Source organism: Dechloromonas aromatica RCB (assembly GCF_000012425.1).
The window spans coordinates 2,908,593-2,932,051 of sequence record NC_007298.1; the positions used below are offsets into that span (position 1 = coordinate 2,908,593).

Genomic DNA, 23,459 nt, shown 5'->3' on the forward strand with positions numbered 1-23,459 from the left:
GATGAAACCCAACCGTCCCACCGTGGCCGATCTCGCGAGCTACGACGAAATCATCGACGTCCGCTCCCCGGCCGAATTTGCTGAAGACCATATCCCCGGCGCCATCAATTGCCCGGTCCTCGACGATGCACAGCGTATCCAGGTTGGCACGCTCTACAAACAGGTTTCACCGTTCGAGGCCAAGAAAATCGGTGCGGCGCTGGTTTCCGAAAACATTGCCAAACACCTCAAGGAACGCTTTCTCGATCGCCCGAAAAGCTGGAAACCACTGATCTACTGCTGGCGCGGCGGTGACCGCAGCGGTTCGATGACCACCATCTTCAAAGCTATCGGCTGGCACGCTGGGCAACTGGACGGCGGCTACAAGGCGTGGCGCAGCCATGTCATTGCCCAGCTGGTGGAATTGCCGCAGCACTACCGCTTTATCGTCATCGGTGGCGCGACCGGCAGCGCCAAGACGCGCATCCTGCAGGCCATCGGCGAACTCGGTGAACAGGTGCTCGATCTGGAAAACCTGGCCAATCACAAGGGCTCGGTGCTTGGGGTCTTGCCAGATTCGCCGCAACCTTCGCAAAAAGGTTTTGAAACCGCTTTGCTTCAGGCCATGGCCGTACTCGATCCGACTCGCCCGGTCTATGTCGAGGCGGAAAGCCGCAAGATCGGCAACCTGCATGTTCCTGAAGCGATGATCGAACGCATCCGCAGCGGCGAGTTTGTCGCCGTCGATGCCACGCTCGACGCCCGGGTCGCTTTCCTGCTCAAGGATTATGATTATTTCCTGACCCGGCCGGACTTCCTGTGCGGCCGCCTGGAGGCACTACGCACGCTGCAAAGCCGGGAAACGCTGAATCGCTGGCAACAGCTGATCCACGAAGGCAATTGGCCGACACTGGTAGGCGAACTGCTCGAACAGCATTACGACCCGCTCTACCAGCGCTCGCAGGATCGCAACTACACGGGCATGCAGAATCCGGGCAGTTTCTCGACCGACGATCTGTCCGAAGACGGCATCAAGCGACTGGCCGCCGCCATCGTTCAGTCGCAGACGGCGCAGATCGCCTGACGCATGGCCGGCTTCGGGCTGGCCGTGTAGCCTTCCTCGAAGGCAATTTCACGTAGCCCCGCGGTCTGCACGACTTCCCGCAACTCGCCCGGCCGGAGCAGGAAGTCCGGGTTCGAGGGCTTGCCATAGACTTCGTTGCCGAGCATGAAGGTTTCGTAGATCAGCACACCGCCAGGCGCCAGCATGAGCAGAAGATCGGTCAGGCGCGGCCGCCACAGGTAGTTGGTGACGACGATGCCGCTGAATGATTGCCCGGCCAACGGCCATTCGCCCCCCTCCAGATCAAGTTGTGCCGTCCGGATCCCGGCCACACCTTGAAACGCCGAGATAGCGGCCAAGTCACGGTCCACCGCGAAAACCGAGTGACCCAGGCCGGCCAGCAGCCGGGCGTGACGCCCGCTACCACAGGCCAGATCAAGGACTTCACCTGATACAGGAATCCGCTCGCAATAGCGCGCCACCCACGGGGAAGGCGGTATGATCGAAGGCATTTCATTCAAGGAGGCTGACATGTCGGGAGTCGTAGTCGTCGCAGAAAATGGAAAGGGAAGATACCAGCAGGGCGTGACCATCGGCCAGCATCAATTGCTTGCCGATGAACCGGTCAGCATGGGTGGCGCCGATGCCGGCCCTGCCCCGTTCGATTTCCTGATGTCCGGACTCGGTGCCTGCACCTCGATGACCTTGCGCATGTACGCCGAGCGCAAGGGCCTCGCGCTTACCAAGATCAGCGTCACGCTCAGCCACGAAAAAGTTGAAGTCGACGGCGCGACACGTGACCGCATCCACCGCGATATCGTCCTTGAAGGCGAGCTGACCGATGAACAACGGCAACGCTTGCTGGAGATTGCCAATAAATGCCCGGTACACCGCGCCCTTTCCCAATCGATCTTGCTCGACTGCGCCCTTTCCCCCTAGGAATAACCCTATAAGGCCAATGACATTAGGTCGTCAATGTGCCAGAATTCCGCACTGCACAATAACAGCCTAACAAGGGGCTTGCCATGTTGGAACAGCACTATCTAACGGCGCTTTTCGAGCCGAAATCGGTGGCCGTAATCGGCGCCTCGGACCGCGAAAACTCGGTTGGCAATATCATTTTCAAGAACATCCTCAGCTCGGGGTACAAAGGGCGCCTCTACGCCATCAACCCCAAGCACGAGACGATTCAGGGCCAGCAGGCCTACAAATCCATTGAGGAAATCGGCGCCCGAGTCGAGATGGCGGTTATCGCCACCCGTCCGCAGACAGTGCCGCAACTGATCGAACAATGTGGTCGTAGCGGGGTTCGCAACGTTATCGTGATCGCTTCCGGCTTTTCGGAAGCTGGCCATATCGGTGCTGCGCTGGAGCGCAAGGTTCTTGAAATTGCCCGTTCCTACAATGTGCGCATCCTCGGCCCCAACTGCCTGGGCATCATCCGCCCCGACCTCGGCCTCAACGCCACCTTCTCCAAGACTACCGCTGCCCCCGGCAACCTCGCCCTCGTCTCGCAGTCCGGCGCCATGTGCTCCGCCGTACTCGACTGGGCAAAGTCCAACCAGGTCGGTTTCTCGTCAGTCATCTCGATCGGCATGACCGCCGACGTCGATTTCGGCGAAATCCTCGACTACCTGATCTACGACAGCCGCACGCACTACATCCTGATGTACGTCGAAGGCATCCGGAACTCCCGCCGCTTCATGAGCGCCCTGCGTTCGGCCGCCCGCATCAAGCCGATCATCCTGCTCAAGGCCGGTCGGCACGAAGCTGGCGCCATGGCTACGGCAACCCACTCGGGCATGGCCGCCGTTTCCGATAGCGTTTTCGATGCGGCCGTTCGCCGCGCCGGTGTGGTCCGTGTACAAAACGTCGGCCAGCTGTTCTACGCTGCCAAGGCCCTCGCCTCAAAATTCCGTCCGCTGGGCAACCGCCTTGCCATCATCACCAACGGTGGCGGGCCGGGCGCCATGGCCGCCGACCGGGCCGGCGACATGGGTATCCCACTGGCCGAGCTGAGCAACGAGACGATGGCCGTGCTCAACAAGGCGATGCCGACCAACTGGTCACATAGCAACCCGATCGACATCGGTGGCGATGCCACGCCGGAGCGCTATCGTGAAGCGATCATGGCAGTCACGAATGATCCGAACGTGGACAGCACGCTGGTCATGCTCTCACCGCAGGCGATGACTGATCCGCTGGCCGTCGCCCAAGCCATCGTCGAAGTCGCCGACAAGCTCAATCGTTCGATCATCTGCTGCTGGATGGGCGAAGAACAGGTTCGCGAAGGCCGCAAGCTACTCGAGGATTCCGGCATCCCGGCTTTCCGCATGCCGGAAACGGCCATCGAGTTGTTCCATCACATCTCCAAGTATTACCGCAACCAGAAGCTGCTGCTACAGACGCCAGAACCAACGCGTCAATACGGACGTCCTGAAACCGAAGGCGCCAAGATGCTGATCGAGGCGCTGCTCGCCGAGCGCCGCAAGGTGCTTTCCGAAATGGAATCGAAGGCCATCCTGCGCGCCTTCCGCGTCCCGGTTGCGCAGACCATGGTCGCCCGCACGGCCACCGAGGCACTGCTGCTGGCCGAGCAGATCGGCTTCCCGATCGCCATGAAGGTCGACTCCCCGGATCTGCCGCACAAGTCCGATGCCGGCGGTGTCCGCCTGAACATCGGCAATGCTCCCGCTGTCCGCAACGCTTACCACGACATCATCGATACCGTGCAGAAGCGCCGGCCGGATGCCAAGATCAACGGTGTTTCGATCGAACCCTTCCTGTCGCGCCCGAATGGCCGAGAACTGATGATTGGCGTCTTCCGCGACCCGATCTTCGGACCGGTCATCACCTTTGGCGCCGGTGGCTTCGACGTTGAAATTTTCAGTGACCGCTCGGTCGCCCTGCCGCCGCTGAACAAGTTCCTGGCCAAGGATTTGATCGAGTCGACCCGCGCCTCGAAGATTCTCGACCAGTTCCACAACATGCCGCCGGTCGACCGCGAGGCCCTCAAGGAAGTACTGCTCTGTATTTCCGAAATGGTCTGCGAATTGCCGTGGATTCAGGAACTTGACCTGAATCCGCTGATCGTCGACGAAAACGGCGCCATCGCAGCCGATGCCCGTATCGTCATCGACCATGCGGCCAGCGCTTCTGGTGATCGCTACGCCCACATGGCGATCTACCCGTACCCGGTGCACCTGATCCAGGACTGGCAGATGAACGACGGCCAGATCGTCACCATCCGTCCGATCCGCCCGGAAGATGCCGATATGGAGCAGGAGTTCGTCAAGTCGATGTCCGACGAGTCGCGCTACTACCGCTTCATGGACACGCTGCGCGAATTGACGCAGACCATGCTGGTCCGCTTCACGCAGATCGACTACGACCGTGAAATGGCCTTGGTCGCCACCATCACCAAGGAAGTCGAAGACAACGTGGACGGGGTCGAACCGTTCGAACATCAGATCGGGGTTGCCCGCTACGTCGTCAATCCGGACGGCGAGTCGGTTGAGTTCGCTCTGGCCGTCGGCGACGACTGGCAGAAGTGCGGTGTCGGCCGCAAGCTGATGACCGCGCTGATCGACTGTGCCCGAATGAAGGGCTACCGTGCTGTGGTCGGCGACGTGTTGTCCACCAACTCGAAGATGTTCCGCCTGATGACCAGCCTGGGCTTCACCATCCATCCCCATCCGGACGACACCGCCGTCAAGCGCGTCGTCAAGCCGCTGACGGGCTAGACCCTGATCTACTCCGCGCCGGCTTGTCCGGCGCGCAGGCAAACAAAAAGCCGGTCAATGACCGGCTTTTTTACGACTTCCATTCGCTGGCGATTATTCGCCGAAGAAGTTCACGTCGTATGGATAGGGCTTCTGCGGCACCTTGGAATCGGCGTTGCGAACCGTGGTGTCAACGTCCTGCTTCTTGTCCCACCACAGGGCGCGACCAGCCTTCTGGTCTTCGACCCACTCCGGATTCTTTGCGAGTTGTTCGTTCATCCAAGTCTGGTGATCGGACACGTAGCTGGTATTGACGTCACCCATTTCGCTGCTTTCCTCAAGATATTCAAGACAATGTTGCGATTCTAGCATGGCGTACCGATGCTTGAACCGGGAACGGCAGCCAATCGCCGTCGAAAAACCGTACATAGGCCCGCCTCCCTGCCTGAAAAAGCAGGGCGTCAAGCCTGTGCGAACTGCTCGCGCAGGATCATCAAGGTATCGGGTTCACCGCGAACACGGAAGAAAGCCCCCTCTTCATCGGCACGCTCCTCCAGCACCTCGCAACTGGCGTAAAGCTCCCCACGCAGTTGCTGCGCCGACCATGGAAGGAAGAGTTCAGCTTCAACCAGGCCTTGCTGGAAAAACGAGATGATCGTCAGGCGCAACCTGGCGACCTCATCCGGGCGACGGGCACTCATCACGACACAATCCGGATATTTTTCCCGCAATGCTGCTTCGCATTCGGCTTGCGCCTCTGAGTCGCCGACATGGTCAATCTTGTTGAAGACCCGAATGCGCGGCACGGCATCGGCACCGATCTCGTGCAGCACGTCGTCGGTCACCTGAAGCTGACGCTCGAATCCGGGATCGCTCGCATCGATCACGTGAAGCAGCAGTGAGGCATCAAGCGCCTCTTCGAGCGTTGACTTGAAAGAGGCAACCAGGCCGTGCGGCAGATTCTTGATGAAGCCGACAGTGTCACTGACCAGCACCCGCGGCACGCTTTCCGGATGGAGGGTGCGGACGGTGGTGTCGAGCGTCGCGAAGAGTTTATTGGCGACGAGCACCTCACTACCGGTCAGCGCTCGCATCAAGGTGGATTTACCGGCATTGGTGTAGCCAACGAGCGCCACGCCCGCCAGCCCCTGCCGCTCCTGGCGCCGCGCACGCTGCGTCTTGCGTTCGACATCCATGGCAACGATTTCCTGTTGCAGTTCGGCGATGCGGTCACGAATTTTGCGGCGATCCAGTTCGGTGTGCGACTCACCGCCCCCTCGACCACCGGCACCGCTGCGCTGGCGCCCCTGCGGCCCGGCCAGCTTTGCCGCCTCGCGCAGGCGCGGCGCCATGTAGCCAAGGCGCGCGATCTCCACCTGAGCCCGGGCAGCCCGGGAACGGGCGTTGTTGTGAAAAATCTCGAGGATCACCATGGTGCGATCCATCACCTCGCAGCCAACCTCTTTTTCGAGGTTGCGCGCCTGTGACGGTGAAATTTCATGGTCGACAAGGATGGCATCGATCTGGCCGGAAAAAGCGGCCGCCCCCGGGATCGCCCCCTCGCCTTCGACACCATGATTGACGAAATCGTGTATTTCCTGGCGCTTGCCAATGCCCAGGTAGCCCGTCGTATCGAACCCGGCGCGTTTTTGCACAAACGTATGGACCACCTTGAAGCCCAGTGTTTTTGCCAGTTCGCGTAACTCGGTCAATGAGGCCTCGAACTCGATATCGCTGACATTCGGTAATTGCACAGCCGCCGCAACGGCGTATCTGGTCTTGTCTTCTACTTCACTTCGCATTCCGGGATTGCTTCTCTTAAATGGGCAAAGGCAGATAGTACCCGCCAATACCGAAGGCGCCGCCATAGAATGCGGTCCAACCGCAGGCTAAAAGCCTCGCCGCAGCCATATCAGGGATACAAACCACGCGTCGCCCGGGCTTCGAGCACCCGAGTGCATCCAATCACGAAGGCAGCCGAACGGAGCGACATCTGGCGGGCCTCTGCCAGTTGCCAGATCGCATTGAAGGCCTCGGACATGATCCGTTCAAGGCGCTGGTAGATCTCATCCTCACTCCAGAAGAAGCTGGAAAAATCCTGCACCCACTCGAAGTAACTGACCGTGACGCCCCCGGCATTGGCCAGCACGTCGGGCACAACGGTGATGCCGCGCTCGGCCAGGATGACATCGGCCTCAGGGGTGGTCGGGCCATTGGCACCTTCGACGACAATACGGGCGGTAATCTGGCCGGCGTTATAGCGGTTGATCTGCGACTCCAGTGCGGCCGGCACCATGAAGTCGCAAGGCACAGCCCAGAAAGCCGCGTTATCAATCACTTCGCAACCCGGTGCGCCAAGCAATGTCTTGTTTTCCGCCAAATACCGCTTCAAGGCCGCGATATCCAGACCCGCTTCGCAATAAAGCGTCGCACTGACATCCTGCACGGCAACGATCCTGGCGCCGGCCTGCGCAAAGATCCGCGCACTAGCCTCGCCGACATTACCGAAGCCCTGCACAGCCACCCGCGCTCCCTCAATCGGCAGATTCAGCTTGCGTGCTGCCTCGCGGGCAGTGACAAAAACGCCCCGCCCGGTTGCATCCTGCCGCCCGAGCGAACCGCCCAGCGACAGCGGCTTGCCGGTCACGACGCCAGTCACCGTCCGCCCCTCACCCATGGAATAGGTATCCATCATCCAGGCCATGACCTGGGCATTGGTATTCATGTCCGGCGCCGGAATATCCTTGTCCGGCCCGATCATCGAACTGATTTCGCTGGTGTAACGGCGGGTCAGCCCTTCGAGTTCCGAAATCGAAAGCTGCCGGGGATCGACACGGACACCGCCCTTGGCACCGCCGAACGGCACATTGACTACCGCGTTCTTGATCGTCATCCAGCCGGCCAGCGCCATCACCTCGGACAAGGTGACATCCTGATGAAAGCGCACGCCGCCCTTGCCCGGCCCGCGTGAGGTGTTGTGATGCACGCGATAACCCTCAAAATGCGCCACTTCACCGCTATCGAGACGGATCGGCACATCGACGATCAACGAACGTTTTGGTCGACGCAGGGTTTCCACCCACGGCCACAGCGACTTGTCGAGCAGCGGTGCGACCTGCTCGACTTGCTGCAGGAAGATGTGCCACGGACCGATGTTTTGAGCCGAAATATAAGAAGGCAGCAGCGGGGCATTCATGGCAACTCCTTGCAGGCTGGATGACGCTCAGTGTGGCGCATCAAAGCGTACTTGACTAGCGCGCCTTCACGGCTTGGCGGTATGCTCTGCCCACAACATTCAACCGGAGAGACCCTGTGCCCGCACTGCTGCCGCAACCCGATCCCGATGGCCTGCTCGAATACTCGGTGGTCTATACCGACCGCGCGCTGAACCACATGTCGCAACGCTTCCAGGGCGTGATGAAAGACATCTCGCGCCTGATGAAGCAGGTCTACAACGCCAAATCCGCGATCATCGTGCCAGGTAGCGGCACTTATGGCATGGAAGCGGTGGCCCGCCAGTTCGCCACCGACAAGAAGGTGCTGGTCATTCGTAACGGCTGGTTCAGCTTCCGCTGGACGCAGATTTTCGACATGGGCAAGATTCCCTCCGAAAGCATCGTGCTCAAGGCGCGGCAAACTGGCAGCGGTTCGCAGGCCCCCTTTGCCCCGGCACCGATCGAAGAAGTCGTCGCTGCCATTCATCAGCACCGACCCGCGGTCGTCTTCGCCCCGCACGTTGAAACTTCGTCGGGCATGATCCTGCCCGACAGCTACATCAAGGCAGTTGGCGAAGCCGTGCGTGCTGTGGGCGGCATGTTCGTGCTCGACTGCATCGCTTCCGGCACCATTTGGGTTGATATGGCGGCCAACAACGTCGACGTGCTGATCAGCGCCCCGCAAAAAGGCTGGAGCGCTTCGCCGTGCTGCGCCATGATCGCGCTCGGCGAACGTGCCCGCGCCCACATCGACAGCACGACCAGCACCAGCTTCGCCTGTGATCTGAAGAAATGGCTGCAGATCATGGAAGCCTTTGAAAACGGCGGCCATGCCTACCACGCGACAATGCCAACCGATGCTTTGGCCACGCTGCGCGACGTCATGCTGGAAACAGAGGCCTATGGCTTCGACAAGGTCTGCGCCGAACAACGCGAAGTCGGCCGCCGCATCCGCGAACTGATGGTCGCCAAAGGCTTCCCCAGCGTCGCTGCCGAAGGCTTTCAGGCCCCCGGCGTCGTGGTCAGCTACACCACCGACCCGGATATCCAGTCGGGCAAGAAGTTCCTCGCCCAAGGCCTGCAGACAGCAGCCGGCGTGCCGCTGCAATGCGACGAACCGGCCGATTTCCGCACCTTCCGCCTCGGCCTGTTCGGTCTGGAAAAACTGCACAACCCCGAGCTGACCCTGGCCAACCTGGCCAAGGCGCTGGACTCAGTGCTGGCCTGACCCGTACTTCTTCTCGCCCGCCGTCACCGGAAAGGCCAGCCAGTTTTCCGGCGGCGGCAGCGGGCAGGTCGCAAAGGCCGTAAAAGCACAGGGCGGACTAAAGGCGAAGTTGAAATCCAGCCGAATCCGCCCATCCTGTGCCGGCTTGGCTTTCAGGAAGCGCCCCGCGCCATAGCTTTCCCGGCCGCTCGTCCGGTCGCGGAACACGAAAAACACCTCCCGCTCGCTGACGCTCATCGGCAGCAATTCGACCTGAGCACCGGCCACCGCGAAAACGGCCTTGTGTGCCACCGTCACCGGCTTGAGGTCGCCCGTCACATTCGGCACCTCCATCACCACCGGCGGCTCCAGCGCCAGCCAGTCGGCCTCGATGTCCCATGCCGGGTCATAGTCGAAGTACTGCAAGCCGGCAAACGGCTGCGTCTTCGCCCATTCCCGATTCCGCACCCGCGCCGCCAACCGGCCATCCCGCTCGACCACGAAGAACGCGAACTGCGCGCAATCAACCACCGTCGGCGCACCATCGCGGTCGGTCGCCAATTCCTGAACCTCGCCCTTGAGCGGCCGCCAATGCAGCACATCGCCTGACCACAGCAGATCGCCCAGATGCGCCTCCCCCCCCGGCAAACGCACAACACAATCCTCGGCGCCGCCCACCCGGTTCGCGCCGGGTTCCAGCCAATCAAGACCGATCAATCCAATCCAGCTATCCGGCCCGGAAAGTTCCTTCTCCCGAGCCTCACGCCAGCGATGCCAAGCCTGGTTCTTACCGTTCTCCATTCCACTCATGCCGTTCATATTTACCTCGTACAGTACGCTGTATGATTAGCCCACCAGCATTCTCCGGTTTGCCGTTTCCATCATGCCTGAAATACTCAACCTGTCGTCGGATTCGCTTGCCACATGAAAACCTTCAGTGTCTCGCAACCAGCTTATTGGTCATTCGCCAGAATATCGATCATTTTTGACTTCTACTAGTTATGCCCTTCGCTGAGACACTCAATTTCGATGATCTGCCCACCTTCACGAAGGCAGAGGTTGCGACTCATCAACTTGAACGCGCTCTGCACCTATTCCTCGAAGAAACCGACTACGTTTGCGCAATCACTCTTGCCGGCGCTTGTGAAGAAATTCTTGGAAAGCTGTTGGAGAAATCGGGGAAGGAGCACTCGCTTAAATCATTTGTTAAAGCCTGCGTCACTGTCGGAAGAGTCATTCACGGAGAGGAATGGTCACCGAGGGTATTCGTCTCGATGGCTAACGAATTCCGGGACGGATTGAAGCACTACACTGACGGACATCCCATCACTGTGCCAAGAGAGGCGGCAGTGGAAATTCTAAATCGTGCCATCGAGAACTACTGGCAACTTACCGAGCACGAAACACCGCTCATGCGTCGCTTCATGGAAGAAGTGCATGGATGCTAATAGGCGCCTAACCCCACTGTCGAGCAGACCTGCGTGAAAAGCCGCGCAGGCCGCCAACTTCCTCATAAAAACCCCCACACCATGCCCGATCATATCTTCCGCAACAGCCGAGCCCTCCCCTTCCCACCCGAAGCCATTTTTGAAGCTTTTGCATCAGCGGAACTACTCGCCACTTGGTGGGGGCCGGCCGGTTTTACCAATACGTTCGAGGTATTCGAATTCAAACCGGGAGGCCGCTGGAAGTTCGTGATGCATGGTCCGGATGGCACCAATTACCCGAACGAAAGCAACTTTGTCGAACTCGTTCCGGGGCGCAAGGTGGTGATCCGGCACGACTGTGCGCCTTACTTCACCTTGACGATCACACTGACACCGGTGGCCGGAGGAACGGAAGTGACCTGGGAGCAGGTATTCGACGATGCGCAGGTGGCGCAGGCGATCAAGCACATTTTGATGCCGGCCAATGAGCAGAATCTGGATCGACTGACGGCCGTGTTGCAGCGGACTGCATAGCTCCGCCCAATCACATTTCACGAAAGCATCACGGTAGGCTAATATTTCCGGACAGATGAACCAAGGCTGGCCGAACGATGGCCGGTCGACACGATAAACCGGAGAGCCCCATGAAAAAAATCCTGATCGCTTCGCTGATCGCAGCCGCACCGCTATTCGCCAGCGCAGCCGACATCAACGTTAACCTTGGTGGCGTCCGCATCGATGCGCCGGGCGTCAGCGTCACCTTCGGCACCCGCGATACCCGTGGCTACTACTGGGATGGCTACGAGTACCGTGATCCGGATTACTGGCGCCGGCATGACGGCCACCGCGGCGAGAAGTATTACACCGGTCGTGGCAACCAGGGCGTGCCGCATCAGGATGGCGGCCACTGCCCGCCAGGACAGGCCAAGAAGGGACGCTGCTGATCTCGCAGCGCCAAATGTAAAAAGGGCGATGCCGCGGCATCGCCCTTTTTGTTTGCAGCCCCGCGCCGATCAGGCCTTGCTGAAGCGCATGATGCCGCCGGTGGCAGGATCGCAGCTAACATTGATCGTATCCTTGGCGCCAAACTTCCCTTCCAGGATGGCCTTGGCCAGCGGATTCTCGATCTGCTGCTGGATCGCCCGCTTGAGCGGACGTGCCCCGAACACCGGGTCGAACCCGGCCTGCGCCAGTTCGGCCAGTGCGCTGTCTTCAACCACGATGCCCATTTCGAGCTGGGCCAGGCGCTTTTCGAGATAGCCTAGCTGAATCTTCGCGATGCCGGCGATATGCTTTTCGTCCAGCGCATGGAAGACCACCACTTCGTCAATCCGGTTGATGAACTCCGGCCGGAAGTAGTTCTTGACCTCGGCCATCACCGCGACCTTGATCACGCCGTAGTCGTCGCCTGACATCTGCTGGATCATCTGGCTGCCGAGGTTGGAGGTCATCACGATCACGGTGTTCTTGAAGTCCACCGTGCGCCCCTGGCCATCGGTCATCCGGCCATCGTCGAGCACCTGCAGCAGCACGTTGAAGACATCCGGGTGGGCCTTCTCGACCTCATCGAGCAGGATCACGCTGTACGGCTTGCGACGCACGGCTTCGGTCAGGTAACCGCCCTCTTCGTAGCCAACGTAGCCCGGCGGCGCGCCGATCAGGCGGGCGACCGAGTGCTTCTCCATGAACTCGCTCATGTCGATGCGGATCAGGTGGTCTTCGGCGTCGAACATGAACTCGGCCAGCGCCTTGCACAGCTCGGTTTTGCCGACACCGGTCGGGCCAAGGAACAGGAAGGATCCGTACGGACGGTTGGGATCGGACAGACCGGCCCGCGAACGACGAATGGCGTCGCCCACCAGGCGCACCGCTTCATCCTGACCGACGACGCGCTTGTGCAGCCGGTCTTCCATGTTGAGCAGCTTCTCGCGCTCGCCCTGCATCATCTTGCTGACCGGAATACCCGTGGCACGGGAGACCACCTCGGCGATTTCCTCGGCGCCAACCTGCGTGCGCAGCAGCTTGTTCTTTCGACCTTCGCCCTCGCCAGCTTTCTCGGCAGCCTTCAACTGCGCTTCCAGCTGTGGCAGCTTGCCGTATTGCAGTTCGGCCACTTCGCCTAGTTTGCCTTCGCGCTGCAGGCGGGCGATGTCAGCCTTCAGATGATCGATTTCTTCCTTGATCTGGGCAGAACCAAGCACAGCGGACTTCTCGGCTTTCCAAACCTCTTCCAGGTCGGAGTATTCCTTGGTCAGCTTGGCGATTTCCTCTTCGATCAGGCCAAATCGCTTCTTGGAAGCCTCGTCCTTTTCTTTCTTGACCGCCTCGCGCTCGATCTTGAGCTGGATGATGCGACGATCCAGCTTGTCCATCACTTCCGGCTTGGAATCGATTTCCATCTTGATGCGGGCCGCAGCTTCGTCGATCAGGTCGATCGCCTTGTCCGGCAGGAAGCGGTCGGTGATGTAGCGGTGCGACAACTCGGCGGCAGCAACGATGGCCGGGTCGGTGATATCGACGCCGTGGTGCAGCTCGTACTTTTCCTGCAGGCCGCGCAGGATGGCGATGGTCGATTCGACGCTCGGCTCCTCGACCAGCACCTTCTGGAAACGACGCTCCAGCGCGGCGTCCTTCTCGATATATTTGCGGTATTCGTTCAGTGTCGTCGCACCGATGCAGTGCAGTTCGCCACGCGCCAATGCTGGTTTCAGCATGTTGCCCGCGTCGATGGCACCTTCAGCCTTACCGGCGCCGACCATGGTGTGCAGTTCGTCGATGAACAGGATGATGCGACCTTCGTCCTGCGCCACTTCCTTGAGCACGGCTTTCAGGCGCTCCTCGAATTCACCGCGATACTTGGCCCCGGCCAGCAGGCCGGCCATATCGAGGACCAGCACCTTCTTGCCCTTCAGGGTTTCCGGCACTTCTTCATTGACGATACGCTGGGCCAACCCCTCGACGATGGCCGTCTTGCCAACACCCGGCTCGCCGATCAGCACCGGGTTGTTCTTGGTGCGGCGCTGCAGGATCTGGATAGCGCGGCGGATTTCATCGTCGCGACCGATGACCGGGTCGAGTTTCCCCTGAGCGGCGCGTTCGGTCAGATCGATGCAGTATTTCTTCAGCGATTCGCGCTGACCTTCAGCTTCCTGAGAATCGACCCCCTGTCCACCACGCACGGCCATGATCGCCGCTTCGATGGACTTGCGGGAAAAGCCATGCTGCTTGGCAATGCGGCCGGTTTCGTTCTTGTCGTCGCACAAGGCGAGCAGGAACATCTCGCTGGCGATGAACTGGTCGCCACGCTTCTGAGCTTCCTTGTCGGTCAGATTGAGCAGGTTGTTCAGGTCGCGGCCAATGGAGACATCACCGCCGTGGCCCTGGACTTGTGGCAAACGGGTCAGCGCCTGTTCAAGATCGCGCTTCAGGCCGGGTACGTTAACACCGGCGCGCGACAGCAACGAGGTCGTTCCGCCGTCATCCTGATTGATCAGGGCGAGCAGCAGGTGCTGCGGTTCGATGAATTGCTGGTCGCCGCCAATGGCCAGACTTTGGGCATCGGCTAAAGACTGCTGAAATTTGGTCGTAAACTTATCAAGGCGCATCGATGATCTCCAAAGTCGGATTTTCTATAGGCTGCTAGATGAGGACGCATTGGTAGATTTCAAGCACACCAATAACTTGATCGAAGATCCTATCGCCTTGCTCATCTAGATCGCGATTGTGTTAGATTGGTTATTGAATTTGAAATTTTCAACAGATAATAAGACAGGGGGAATAGAGACATGTCTAATCAAGGAATGTCCCTGCGCAGCAAGCTGCTCGCAATGACGGTCATGACGGTCGCTGCATTGGCACTGCTTTTCACGGTACTGCTGATCAACGGCAAGAGCCAGATGCTGGAAGACCGCCAGGCCAAGGTTCGCAATTTGGTCGAAGTCGCCCATGGCACAATGGTCTTCTTCGAAAAAGAAGCGCGCGAAGGTCGCATGACGACCGAAGATGCGAAGAAAGCCGCCGCCGCCGCCATTCGCTTGATGCGGTATGACAAAGTCGAGTATTTCTGGATCAATGATCTGACGGACACCATGATCATGCATCCGATCAAGCCAGATATGGACGGAAAGAAACTCGACCAGCTCAAGGATAAGAACGGCAAGCTGTTCTTCGCGGAGATGAGCCGGATCGTCAAATCGCAGGGCTCCGGTTTTGTCGATTACCTCTGGCCAAAGCCGGGTTCGGAAGAAGGCGTTCCAAAAATTTCCTTCGTCATGGGTTTTGAGCCTTGGGGCTGGCTGATTGGCTCAGGCATCTATATCGACGATATCGATACGAAGTTCCGAAGCGATGCGATAAAACTGCTGCTTTGGGGTCTTGGCATTGCCGGCTTCATCGCGATTTCGTCGCTGCTTCTGTCCAACAACATCATCAGGACACTCGGCGGTGACCCGAGCCTTGCCTCCTCCATCACCAAGCGCATCGCCGCCGGAGATCTGGCAACCCCCGTGGAATGCGACCCGAACGACAAGGAAAGCCTGCTGGCCAATATCCGCACCATGCAGGAAACATTGCGCGGCATGATCGCCAGTATCGTCAGCAATGCCGAGCAGGTCGCCGGCGCCGCCAATCAGTTGCTAAGTGCCTCCGAAGAAGTGGCCGACCGCGCCACCCAGCAAAGCGATGCAGCCTCATCGATGGCCGCCTCGGTTGAACAAATGGCCGTCAGTATCGACCAGGTCAAGGAAAACGCGGCCGAAGCCCACGGCATTTCCCAGGCCGCCGGCACGCTCTCTGAAGAGGGTGCTGCCGTCATCCATCGTGCGGCCAGCGAGATGCACAAGATCTCCGATGCGGTGCAGTCTTCGTCGAAAATTGTCGAAGAACTGGGGCGCCAGTCCGATCACATCACCTCGATCGTCAACACGATCAAGGAAATTGCTGACCAGACCAACCTGCTGGCCCTTAACGCCGCCATTGAGGCGGCCCGGGCTGGCGAGCAGGGTCGTGGCTTTGCCGTTGTGGCTGATGAGGTGCGCAAACTGGCAGAACGAACCAGTTTGTCTACGACCGAAATTGCCGGGATGGTTTCCAAGATTCAGAACGGTACGCGTAGCGCCGTCAACAGCATGCAGGCCGGGGTCGAACAAGTCAGCAATGGGGTTGAACTGGCCAATCAGGCCGGCGCCTCGATCAATCAGATTCGCGATGGCTCGTCCCGCGTCGCGATTGTGGTCAATGGCATATCGGACTCGATTACCGAGCAGAGCATTGCCAGTACCGAGATCGCACAAAAGCTGGAAACCATTGCCCAGATGTCGGAAGAGAGTGCCATTGCGGTTCATCACACGGCCGATGCCGCACGCCATCTGCAATCGCTGTCCGCCTCGCTGCACGAGACGGTGGCCCGCTTCCGGACCTGAGTCCGGAACAAAGCCGATACAACAAGGGGAGCCTCGGCTCCCCTTTATTATTTCTGCCAGCGCGCTGCCGCGCTGTCGTCGGTCTCACGGGCATCGACCCAACGGCCGCCATCCGGCGTCGCCTCGCGCTTCCAGAACGGAGCCCGGGTCTTCAGGTAATCCATGATGAACTCGCAGGCGGCGAAAGCTTCGCCGCGATGGGCGCTGGTGACGGCCACGAGCACGATCTGCTCGCAGGGCTTGAGCGGCCCGACACGATGGATGACCAGCGCGTCGTAGAGTTCCCAACGACCACGGGCTTCAGCGACGATCTCCTCAAGCGCCTTTTCGGTCATGCCCGGATAGTGCTCGAGCGTCATTTCCGAAACGCTGGCCCCATCGTTCAGATCGCGGACGAGGCCAAGAAAGCTGGCCAGCGCCCCGACGCGGGCATCCCCGGCGCGCAATGCGGCCAGTTCGGCACCAACATCGAAATCCGCTCCCTGAACCCGGACAGTCATGCTCAGCCCCCTTCTTACGCCACTTCGCGCGCTTCGAGGAAGCGCAGGTTGGGGTACTTCTCTTTGACCATGTTCAGATAGACATTGTTCGGTGCCAGATAGACCGGGTCGTCAGCCCCATCCAACGCGACGTTGGCACTGTAGCGGTCGGACAACTGGCGCAACTCGGCGGCATCACCGTGAATCCAGCGCGCCGTCGCGCAGTTGTAGTGCTCGAAGATGACCTGCACGCCGTATTCATTTTCCAGACGACTGGCCACCACGTCGAACTGCAGCGTACCGACCGCCCCAAGGATCAGGTCGGTACCGGACAGCGGCCGGAACAACTGGGTGGCGCCCTCTTCCGCCAGCTGCTGCAAGCCCTTTTGCAATTGCTTGATCTTCAGCGGGTTGGCGATGCGGGCCAGACGGAAATGCTCGGGCGCGAAGGACGGGATGCCGGTAAAGCGCAGATCTTCGCCTTCGGTAAAGGTTTCGCCCAGGCGGATCGTGCCGTGGTTCGGAATACCGATGATGTCGCCCGGCCAGGCCTCGTCGGTCGTGGAACGGTCGCGGGCCATGAAGGTAATGGCATTGTTGATTGACAGCATCTTGCCGGAAGCCACCTGCTTGACCTTCATACCCCTGTCAAAGCGGCCGGAACAGACGCGCAGGAAGGCGATACGGTCCCGGTGCTTGGGGTCCATGTTGGCCTGAATCTTGAATACGAAACCGGAGAACTTCGGCTCGTTCGGCAACACCTCGCGGCTGACCGAAGGACGGGCAATCGGCGGCGGCGACAGGTCGACCACAGCGTCGAGCAGGCTCTGCACACCGAAGTTGTTGACCGCCGAGCCGAAGAAGACCGGCGACTGCTTGCCCGAGAGATAGGCTTCGGCATCGAACGCGTGCGAAGCGCCGCGGACCAGTTCGATATCCATGCGCAACTCGTCGGCCTGCGTTCCAATCAACTCATCGAGGCGCGGATTGTCGAGGCCCTGGATGATCTCGGCCGTACCCTTCTCGGCCTGCGGATCAAAGAAGGCAATGGCATCGTCGTAGAGGTGATAGACGCCGCGGAAACGCTTGCCCATGCCGATTGGCCAGGTCATCGGCGCGCACTGGATGCCGAGCACCGACTCGATTTCGTCGAGCAGGTCGATCGGCTCCTTGCCTTCGCGGTCGAGCTTGTTGATGAAGGTCAGGATCGGTGTGTCGCGCATGCGGCAGACGTTCAGCAGCTTGATCGTCTGCGCCTCGACACCGTTGACCGAGTCGATGACCATGACGGCCGAGTCGACGGCGGTCAGCGTGCGGTAGGTATCTTCCGAGAAGTCCTCGTGGCCCGGCGTGTCGAGCAGGTTGATCATGCATTCGCGGTAGGGGAACTGCATCACCGACGAAGTCACCGAAATGCCGCGCTGCTTTTCCAGCTCCATCCAGTCCGAGGTCGCGTGGCGGGATGCCTTGCGGGCGCGAACTTCGCCGGCCACCTGAATGGCGCCGCCGAACCACAGCAGCTTTTCGGTCAGCGTCGTTTTACCGGCGTCGGGGTGGGAAATGATCGCGAAAGTGCGACGGCGGGAGATTTCGTTGTCGAGGGGAGTCACGGCAGGGCTTGGAAATGCGGAAAGGCAGCAATTATACCTTTGCCGCTAGGCAAGCACCGGCGTTCAGGCGAGCGGCAGTGCTTCGCGGTAGAGTGCCCGGCTGGCATAGGCCATCCACGGCAGGCTGACCGGCAGCAAAGGGAGCAGCAAGACGCTACCGATCACGGTCACCGATAGCAAAACTGCCCACAGTATCGCCGTCACGAAATTGCCGAAGACAACCCGCACACTGAGCACCACCGCCTCGACCAGGGCGGCGCGCCGCTCGCACAGTAACGGCACTGAAAACGCAGCAATGCAGAAGAGTAGAAAGGCGACGACCATGCCGGAAACACCGGCCCAGCGGACAAAGGAAAGCACATTGGCGTTGCCGGGCAACAAATTGCCCAACCAGACCGGGCTCGCACCAACCATGTAAGCGTAGAGAATCGCCGCATCGGTGACGAAAATCATGAACAGCAAGGCACAGACCAGCGACAAGGCCCACAGTGCTCGTGAAGCGCGGGAAAAACCGCGACTGACGTTGCTCAATGCTGGCGCATCGCCGGCCTCACAGGCAGCGGCAATGCCGAAGTATCCGGCTAGGATGGCCGGTCCGATCAACATGAAAGCACCAGCCGCAGCGATGATAAAGGGCGTCCACCCCTGAGCCAGCAAGCCCCCCATGATGACCAGCCCCCCCAAGGCAAAAATCAGCGAATAAATAACGCTGATGCTGCGCGTCGCACTGAAGATTCGCCACCCTTCGGCGAGGGCACGCTGGATGGAACTCAGGCTGAGCGCTGGGATGTGCATATGGGAAACAAGCCGGCAAGGAATAGGCCGTTCAGCCTAAACCCTTTGCATACCCCTCGCTCCGATTCAGATCAAAGAATCAAGCAGTCGCTCACACTCTGCCATGATTGAAAAACCGACTTCCGACTGGTAATTGCTGTCCAGCGATTCCATCAGCTCATGTGCGGTGAACAACCCGGCCTCACGCGACAGGCTGGCCTCGATTTGTTGCGCCAATCCGAAGGCCAGTTCTGACAGCACTTTGCGTTCATTCATCGGCAAGCTACGTTTCGAGCGGGACAGCCAATCGGCACAGAGCGTCGCGCCCTGTGCAATGGTCAGCCACTGGTCATGCTCATAGAAGGCAGAGAGCCGTTCGGCCACCAACGCAAAGATCAGCGCAACACGCGTTCCCTTGTCGGTGGCTGGCAGATGCTCCGTTTTCTTCAGAATCACGACTTCCCCCCATCCAGCGTGCTTGAACTCATCGGCCGGTCGGGAAGGAAATCGGATGATGCTCCCGCAAAAGCACGTGCTGCCGGAAGCTCGTCTGCGTCAATCAATCAGACCACCACCAAGGTCTGCCGCCCATACCACTCCTCGCCCGCCGGCAGGCTGACCGGACGGGTCGCCGCCGCCTCGACGCAGAGCATATGGCGCCAGCCATCGGTCGGCATGTCCTTCAATTCGGCACAACGATCCGCCCATGGGTTCCAGACCACGACATCCGGAAAGCCCTGGGCCTGGATACCGAGACTCAGATTACCGGCCTTCAGATGCTGCGGCCGGCGCACGTCGCGATAGGCGCGATCCACTTCCTTTTCGATGATCAACTCGGTGCCGGTTTCGCGAACGACCCGATCGCCTTCCACGGCATCCTGGTAATCATGACCGTGCAACCCTTCGAGCGTGACATCCTCGACTTGCACAACGCGCAAGTAGGAGTGCAACGCACCGGTAAAGTCGAATGGTGCACTGCCGGTATTGGTCACCGCCAGTTCCAGATCAATCCGATCCGCCTCAAGCATGACCGTCAATTCCGCCAGAAAGGAATGCGGCCAGAGGCTGCGCGTCGATTCATCGTCAGCGCATTCGAGCGTCACCAGCGCGTAATCGTCGCCGGTACGCCGGGTGCTGACTGACCACGAGCGAGTCCGCAAAAAACCATGCTTGGGCAGGTCGCCCAGACTGGAAAATTGCGGGAAACAGACAGGAACCCCGCCGCGAATGGCGACGCTGCCGTCGAACACCGCCTTATCGGAAAGGAACAGGCGTTCGCGGCCATCCGCACTCACCCAGGACAGCAACTGCGCCCCCTGTTTGCTGACGATGGCACTGACCCCGCGTGGTCCGTTCAGGCGCAGGGCTTCGATGCCGTGAAATTCGATATCTTCAATGGAGGGTTTCATGGGAATTTGATATCACGTAAAGGTGGGGGCGGACATGCAGAATTTCGACTTCATGCCCGAGCAGGGTCACGCTGCCGAAGCAGCGGTTATCGCCTGTATCGCTGTATTCGAAAGTATAGACACGACGCAGCCTGAGTAGACCATTGTCATCGCGCGCCAGCCGTAACGCAGTCCCAACAACGGTTTCATCGAGAAACTGAAGGCCTTCTTCCTGACAGGCATCACGGGCAGCGCGCACGCCAAGCTCCCGTGCTTTCAGGCTATCGAACCAGAACCAGATGACAAATGCCGTCAGGCAGAGAAACAGTAATTCATACACGCTCATCGGCCAAGTATACGTAAAGCGGAAATACACCACAGAAAATTAAGCAAATTGCCTGATAATTGGCATGTCAAACTTTATCCAAGAAACATGGACTCGCCCCTGCAACTTTTTCGCGAACTGCTTCCGTTCGGTCAGTTAAGTGCTGACCAGAAAAGTGCTGCCGCAGTTCGTGGGTTGCTGGATACGATTGCCGGCTTGTCGCCGCAGGAAACTGTGGCCAAACTGGCGGCCAGCGTACTGCCTAGCGTCAACCAGCAGAGCAATTTGCATATGCGCTTCAAATTGCTGGAAGACATTCGCCATGAAACGGAACAGGCGCTGCCCACCATGGAGGCAAGCATTGCCCAGGCCGTTTTGCCGCTACCACTTGACGCAACAACCGCTGCGCTGCATGCCGACAACCTGCTGAAGGGCCTGGCTATTGCCTACGGCGGGATCGCCCGGAGCATCAACAAAAGCCAACACCACAGCGGCCTCAGTCACTTATACCACCGCAGCGTCCAGCGTGCGATGGCCATGATCGCCCGCCGCCAACTATTGGCTTATCGCGCCTATGCCACCCCCTCCGCCACCTCCTGGCAGACCCTGCACGAACTTTACCAGATGGTTCGCGGCCCTCAGAGCAAGCCGCTCAATGGCGAGACAGCCCCCATCGAGCACGAATACCTCGGCGCGCTACTTTTTGCCTACCTGGAACCCAGCAAGTTTCCCCGGGCCGAACTCGAAACGATCAATACCTGCTCACGACAACTGGCCGCCTATGCAACCGTGGGAGAAGTACCTCCCGAGACAGGCTCCAGCAAAACGACGGATTCGTGTTTTCTCGTTCACCCGGATGAAGGCTCCCCGGGATACCCCTTGACACGCCTGCCTTCGGGCACCTCCGTTTTCGGCAGCCTTCTGATCGACTGCACCCAGGTGCTTGCCGCCCTTGATCGCAACATTACCCGTCGCCCGGGCAAGAACGTTGAACCTGATCTTGATGCGCCCCCAGCCCTGCTTCAGTGCCTGCGCGTCGCCATCGGCGGCAAGAGCGCCCGACGTTTCAGCCGGACGCGCTTTCGCCCCCGGGGCGACGTGGTCGCCGGCTTTAATCAGGTCCTCAGCTTTCTTGATGGGAACGCATTTTCGCGCCGCTCCGTAGACGCTTCCCACCGTTACGACGGCAGAGATTTTTCATCCAGCGAATGGTCCCTGATCGACGAAAGCCCGGACGGGTTTCTCTTGCGCTTTATCAAGGGCGAAAAGAGCACGCTGGGTTCCGGCGACATCGTGGCACTGCAACCGCGTGAGTCGAGCAAGATCCACGTCTGTCTGGTCCGCCGCATCTCCTCGTCCCAAGTCCGCCTCGAAGTGGGTCTCCAGCTGATGTCACCACAAGTCAGCGTGGTCGACGTTGTCACGGAAGAGCAGCCTGAACAACGGGCGATCTTCCTGCACAGTCTGCCCGCCTATGGCAAGTTCTCCGGGCTGATCGCTGCACCGGGCACCTACTGCCAAGCACAGAAAATCATGATCAAATTGCCGGGGCGTTCACTGCACCGACAAATAGGGACATGCATGGAAGCCAACGAAGGGCTAGAATTCTTTGCCCTCGACCTGCTTCCGGACTAATCCCACTTAATGCTCAGCTACCGCCACGCCTTTCACGCCGGCAACCACGCCGACGTGCTGAAACACCTCATCCTGCTCCAGATCGCCGAATACATGGGCGAAAAGCCCGCCCCGTTCTGGATCATCGACACCCATGCGGGTGCCGGGCGTTACGCGCTGGAATCGGCCCATGCCACCAAACTTGGCGAATACCGCGACGGCATCGGCCGCCTGTGGGAGGCCAAGGGCTTGCCCCCGGCGGCAAAAGACTACGTGGACATGGTTCGCCAGCTCAATCCGGACGGCAAACTGAAACATTACCCGGGCTCGCCCTGGCTGGCCCGGCAGATGTTGCGCGACAGCGACCGGCTACGTTTGTATGAAATGCACACCACCGATGCCAAGTTGCTGCTCGAATGTTTCAAGGGCACCGGCCGCGAAGTGGCGATCACTGACGGCGACGGCTTCATCGGTCTCAAGGCCATCTTGCCGCCGCCGCCGCGCCGGGCGTTGGTCCTGATCGACCCCTCCTACGAGACCAAGAGCGACTACACAGCCGTGGTCAAGGCGCTGCAGGAGTCGCTGAAGCGCTTCCCGACCGGCACCTACGCGCTGTGGTATCCGATGCTTTCCAAGCTGGAGTCCCGCCAGTTGCCGGACAAACTGAAGCGCCTGGGTGCCAGCAACTGGCTGCACGCCACACTGGAAATCAAGGCACCGGCGAAAGACGGCTTCGGCATGAACGGTAGCGGCATGTTCATCATCAACCCGCCGTGGACGCTGGAGAAAAAGCTGCATGAAACGCTGCCCAAGCTGACCGAACTACTTTCCCAGGGCGACGGGGCCAAGTACACGCTGGAAAGCGAATCAACCTAGCTCAGTATATTTGGCCCGCGAGCCAAAAGCTTTGTCTACCGGGTATTTCTCGGCATTCTTGACGAGTTTGGCGCGGGCCGCGGCGGCAAGGTCAATACCAGCCGTATCGGCAATCAGCAGCAAATAGAGCAGGATATCGGCGCATTCGTCGCTCAGGGCTTCGCCGGCTTTCGGATCAGCCGGCAGGGCATCGATTTCGGCATCGGTTTTCCATTGCGTCAATTCGAGCAATTCCGCCGCTTCGAGATTGAGCGAGGTAATCAGGTTACGCAGCGAATGAAACTGTCGCCAGTCGCGAGCGTCACGAAAGGCCAGCAAGGCGGCGGTCAACGCGGAAAAATCGCTCATTTTGAAATCTGC

Annotated in this window: 23 protein-coding genes; 10 read left to right on the forward strand and 13 right to left on the reverse strand. The window is 59.7% G+C overall.

Annotation, left to right across the window (positions count from 1 at the left end; genetic code table 11):
* Position 1 precedes the first annotated feature (1 nt).
* On the forward strand, positions 2-1,063 hold the full coding sequence (gene mnmH, locus DARO_RS13920; protein ID WP_011288443.1) for a tRNA 2-selenouridine(34) synthase MnmH: 1,062 nt from the start codon (positions 2-4) through the stop codon (positions 1,061-1,063).
* Here mnmH and DARO_RS13925 read toward each other — a convergent pair.
* A complete protein-coding gene (locus DARO_RS13925; protein ID WP_011288444.1) occupies positions 1,036-1,554 on the reverse strand; it encodes a methyltransferase domain-containing protein in 519 nt (172 codons plus the stop codon). The two genes, mnmH and DARO_RS13925, sit on opposite strands and share 28 nt — an antisense overlap.
* Before the next feature lie 19 nt (positions 1,555-1,573).
* Between DARO_RS13925 and DARO_RS13930 the strand changes: the two genes are divergently transcribed.
* Complete coding sequence (locus tag DARO_RS13930; RefSeq protein ID WP_011288445.1) at positions 1,574-1,981, forward strand: OsmC family protein; 408 nt, start codon at positions 1,574-1,576, stop codon at positions 1,979-1,981.
* 86 nt (positions 1,982-2,067) lie between these two features.
* On the forward strand, positions 2,068-4,785 hold the full coding sequence (locus DARO_RS13935) for a bifunctional acetate--CoA ligase family protein/GNAT family N-acetyltransferase (RefSeq protein WP_011288446.1): 2,718 nt from the start codon (positions 2,068-2,070) through the stop codon (positions 4,783-4,785).
* Positions 4,786-4,878: 93 nt separating this feature from the next.
* On the opposite strand, the gene DARO_RS13940 is transcribed toward DARO_RS13935, so the two are convergent.
* The 3 genes from DARO_RS13940 to DARO_RS13950 all read right to left on the reverse strand — a co-directional run bounded on the left by DARO_RS13940 (position 4,879) and on the right by DARO_RS13950 (position 7,960).
* The gene (locus tag DARO_RS13940) at positions 4,879-5,136 is read right to left on the reverse strand and encodes a DUF3460 family protein (RefSeq protein ID WP_497462979.1); all 258 of its coding nucleotides are present in this window, start codon (positions 5,134-5,136) and stop codon (positions 4,879-4,881) included.
* Positions 5,137-5,225: 89 nt separating this feature from the next.
* The gene (gene hflX / locus DARO_RS13945) at positions 5,226-6,566 is read right to left on the reverse strand and encodes a GTPase HflX (protein WP_041224412.1); all 1,341 of its coding nucleotides are present in this window, start codon (positions 6,564-6,566) and stop codon (positions 5,226-5,228) included.
* A gap of 110 nt (positions 6,567-6,676) precedes the next feature.
* Positions 6,677-7,960 (reverse strand): Glu/Leu/Phe/Val family dehydrogenase, encoded by a 1,284-nt coding sequence (locus tag DARO_RS13950; RefSeq protein WP_011288449.1) that lies wholly within the window; start codon positions 7,958-7,960, stop codon positions 6,677-6,679.
* 116 nt (positions 7,961-8,076) lie between these two features.
* Between DARO_RS13950 and DARO_RS13955 the strand changes: the two genes are divergently transcribed.
* Positions 8,077-9,207, forward strand: a complete 1,131-nt coding sequence (locus DARO_RS13955; RefSeq protein WP_011288450.1) for an aminotransferase class V-fold PLP-dependent enzyme — start codon at positions 8,077-8,079, stop codon at positions 9,205-9,207.
* Here the strand turns inward: DARO_RS13955 and DARO_RS13960 are convergent.
* Positions 9,193-9,987: a DUF1684 domain-containing protein gene (locus tag DARO_RS13960; RefSeq protein WP_497462980.1), complete on the reverse strand. Its 795-nt coding sequence runs from the start codon at positions 9,985-9,987 to the stop codon at positions 9,193-9,195. The two genes, DARO_RS13955 and DARO_RS13960, sit on opposite strands and share 15 nt — an antisense overlap.
* 200 nt (positions 9,988-10,187) lie before the next feature.
* Between DARO_RS13960 and DARO_RS13965 the strand changes: the two genes are divergently transcribed.
* From DARO_RS13965 to DARO_RS13975, 3 genes are all read left to right on the forward strand, one after another.
* Entirely contained in the window at positions 10,188-10,634 is a 447-nt protein-coding gene (locus DARO_RS13965; protein WP_011288452.1) for a hypothetical protein, read from the forward strand.
* Between the two features lie 81 nt (positions 10,635-10,715).
* Positions 10,716-11,147 (forward strand): SRPBCC family protein, encoded by a 432-nt coding sequence (locus DARO_RS13970; protein WP_011288453.1) that lies wholly within the window; start codon positions 10,716-10,718, stop codon positions 11,145-11,147.
* Between the two features lie 110 nt (positions 11,148-11,257).
* Positions 11,258-11,557, forward strand: coding sequence for a DUF2502 domain-containing protein (locus DARO_RS13975; protein WP_011288454.1), 300 nt, complete (start codon positions 11,258-11,260; stop codon positions 11,555-11,557).
* 69 nt (positions 11,558-11,626) lie between these two features.
* On the opposite strand, the gene clpB is transcribed toward DARO_RS13975, so the two are convergent.
* Entirely contained in the window at positions 11,627-14,218 is a 2,592-nt protein-coding gene (gene clpB / locus DARO_RS13980) for an ATP-dependent chaperone ClpB (RefSeq protein WP_011288455.1), read from the reverse strand.
* A gap of 180 nt (positions 14,219-14,398) precedes the next feature.
* Between clpB and DARO_RS13985 the strand changes: the two genes are divergently transcribed.
* Positions 14,399-16,033 carry a methyl-accepting chemotaxis protein gene (locus DARO_RS13985; RefSeq protein WP_011288456.1) on the forward strand — a complete coding sequence of 545 codons (1,635 nt, stop codon included), beginning with the start codon at positions 14,399-14,401 and terminating at the stop codon, positions 16,031-16,033.
* Positions 16,034-16,080: 47 nt separating this feature from the next.
* Here DARO_RS13985 and moaE read toward each other — a convergent pair whose 3' ends face one another.
* The 6 genes from moaE to DARO_RS14015 form a co-directional block, all read right to left on the reverse strand.
* A complete protein-coding gene (moaE, locus tag DARO_RS13990; RefSeq protein ID WP_011288457.1) occupies positions 16,081-16,533 on the reverse strand; it encodes a molybdopterin synthase catalytic subunit MoaE in 453 nt (150 codons plus the stop codon).
* Positions 16,534-16,547: 14 nt separating this feature from the next.
* Positions 16,548-18,122 (reverse strand): peptide chain release factor 3, encoded by a 1,575-nt coding sequence (locus DARO_RS13995; protein ID WP_011288458.1) that lies wholly within the window; start codon positions 18,120-18,122, stop codon positions 16,548-16,550.
* A gap of 63 nt (positions 18,123-18,185) precedes the next feature.
* The gene (locus DARO_RS14000; RefSeq protein WP_011288459.1) at positions 18,186-18,917 is read right to left on the reverse strand and encodes a DUF2189 domain-containing protein; all 732 of its coding nucleotides are present in this window, start codon (positions 18,915-18,917) and stop codon (positions 18,186-18,188) included.
* A 66-nt stretch (positions 18,918-18,983) separates the two neighbouring features.
* On the reverse strand, positions 18,984-19,352 hold the full coding sequence (locus DARO_RS14005) for a hypothetical protein (protein ID WP_011288460.1): 369 nt from the start codon (positions 19,350-19,352) through the stop codon (positions 18,984-18,986).
* A 107-nt stretch (positions 19,353-19,459) separates the two neighbouring features.
* Positions 19,460-20,305 carry a D-hexose-6-phosphate mutarotase gene (locus DARO_RS14010; RefSeq protein ID WP_011288461.1) on the reverse strand — a complete coding sequence of 282 codons (846 nt, stop codon included), beginning with the start codon at positions 20,303-20,305 and terminating at the stop codon, positions 19,460-19,462.
* On the reverse strand, positions 20,289-20,630 hold the full coding sequence (locus DARO_RS14015; protein WP_011288462.1) for a DUF3301 domain-containing protein: 342 nt from the start codon (positions 20,628-20,630) through the stop codon (positions 20,289-20,291). The genes DARO_RS14010 and DARO_RS14015 overlap by 17 nt, the downstream gene beginning before the upstream one ends.
* A gap of 87 nt (positions 20,631-20,717) precedes the next feature.
* Here DARO_RS14015 and DARO_RS14020 point away from each other — a divergent pair, with 87 nt between their 5' ends.
* Together DARO_RS14020 and DARO_RS14025 are read left to right on the forward strand one after the other, a co-directional pair.
* Entirely contained in the window at positions 20,718-22,244 is a 1,527-nt protein-coding gene (locus DARO_RS14020) for a cyclic-di-GMP receptor FimW-related protein (protein WP_011288463.1), read from the forward strand.
* A gap of 9 nt (positions 22,245-22,253) precedes the next feature.
* Entirely contained in the window at positions 22,254-23,099 is an 846-nt protein-coding gene (locus DARO_RS14025; RefSeq protein WP_011288464.1) for a 23S rRNA (adenine(2030)-N(6))-methyltransferase RlmJ, read from the forward strand.
* On the opposite strand, the gene DARO_RS14030 is transcribed toward DARO_RS14025, so the two are convergent.
* The gene (locus DARO_RS14030; RefSeq protein WP_011288465.1) at positions 23,091-23,447 is read right to left on the reverse strand and encodes a nucleotide pyrophosphohydrolase; all 357 of its coding nucleotides are present in this window, start codon (positions 23,445-23,447) and stop codon (positions 23,091-23,093) included. The two genes, DARO_RS14025 and DARO_RS14030, sit on opposite strands and share 9 nt — an antisense overlap.
* Between the last annotated feature and the right edge of the window lie 12 nt (positions 23,448-23,459).

Coding starts and splice junctions, on each gene's coding strand:
- DARO_RS13930 (WP_011288445.1), top strand. CDS start 1,574: ATGTCGGGAGTCGTAGTCGTCGCAGAAAATGGAAAGGGAAGATACCAG.
- clpB (WP_011288455.1), bottom strand. CDS start 14,218: ATGCGCCTTGATAAGTTTACGACCAAATTTCAGCAGTCTTTAGCCGAT.
- DARO_RS14025 (WP_011288464.1), top strand. CDS start 22,254: ATGCTCAGCTACCGCCACGCCTTTCACGCCGGCAACCACGCCGACGTG.
- mnmH (WP_011288443.1), top strand. CDS start 2: ATGAAACCCAACCGTCCCACCGTGGCCGATCTCGCGAGCTACGACGAA.
- DARO_RS14010 (WP_011288461.1), bottom strand. CDS start 20,305: ATGAAACCCTCCATTGAAGATATCGAATTTCACGGCATCGAAGCCCTG.
- moaE (WP_011288457.1), bottom strand. CDS start 16,533: ATGACTGTCCGGGTTCAGGGAGCGGATTTCGATGTTGGTGCCGAACTG.
- DARO_RS14015 (WP_011288462.1), bottom strand. CDS start 20,630: ATGAGCGTGTATGAATTACTGTTTCTCTGCCTGACGGCATTTGTCATC.
- DARO_RS13950 (WP_011288449.1), bottom strand. CDS start 7,960: ATGAATGCCCCGCTGCTGCCTTCTTATATTTCGGCTCAAAACATCGGT.
- DARO_RS13925 (WP_011288444.1), bottom strand. CDS start 1,554: ATGCCTTCGATCATACCGCCTTCCCCGTGGGTGGCGCGCTATTGCGAG.
- DARO_RS14030 (WP_011288465.1), bottom strand. CDS start 23,447: ATGAGCGATTTTTCCGCGTTGACCGCCGCCTTGCTGGCCTTTCGTGAC.
- DARO_RS13975 (WP_011288454.1), top strand. CDS start 11,258: ATGAAAAAAATCCTGATCGCTTCGCTGATCGCAGCCGCACCGCTATTC.
- DARO_RS13970 (WP_011288453.1), top strand. CDS start 10,716: ATGCCCGATCATATCTTCCGCAACAGCCGAGCCCTCCCCTTCCCACCC.
- DARO_RS13960 (WP_497462980.1), bottom strand. CDS start 9,987: ATGGAGAACGGTAAGAACCAGGCTTGGCATCGCTGGCGTGAGGCTCGG.
- DARO_RS13940 (WP_497462979.1), bottom strand. CDS start 5,136: ATGCTAGAATCGCAACATTGTCTTGAATATCTTGAGGAAAGCAGCGAA.
- DARO_RS13965 (WP_011288452.1), top strand. CDS start 10,188: ATGCCCTTCGCTGAGACACTCAATTTCGATGATCTGCCCACCTTCACG.
- DARO_RS14000 (WP_011288459.1), bottom strand. CDS start 18,917: ATGCACATCCCAGCGCTCAGCCTGAGTTCCATCCAGCGTGCCCTCGCC.
- hflX (WP_041224412.1), bottom strand. CDS start 6,566: ATGCGAAGTGAAGTAGAAGACAAGACCAGATACGCCGTTGCGGCGGCT.
- DARO_RS14020 (WP_011288463.1), top strand. CDS start 20,718: ATGGACTCGCCCCTGCAACTTTTTCGCGAACTGCTTCCGTTCGGTCAG.
- DARO_RS13985 (WP_011288456.1), top strand. CDS start 14,399: ATGTCTAATCAAGGAATGTCCCTGCGCAGCAAGCTGCTCGCAATGACG.
- DARO_RS13935 (WP_011288446.1), top strand. CDS start 2,068: ATGTTGGAACAGCACTATCTAACGGCGCTTTTCGAGCCGAAATCGGTG.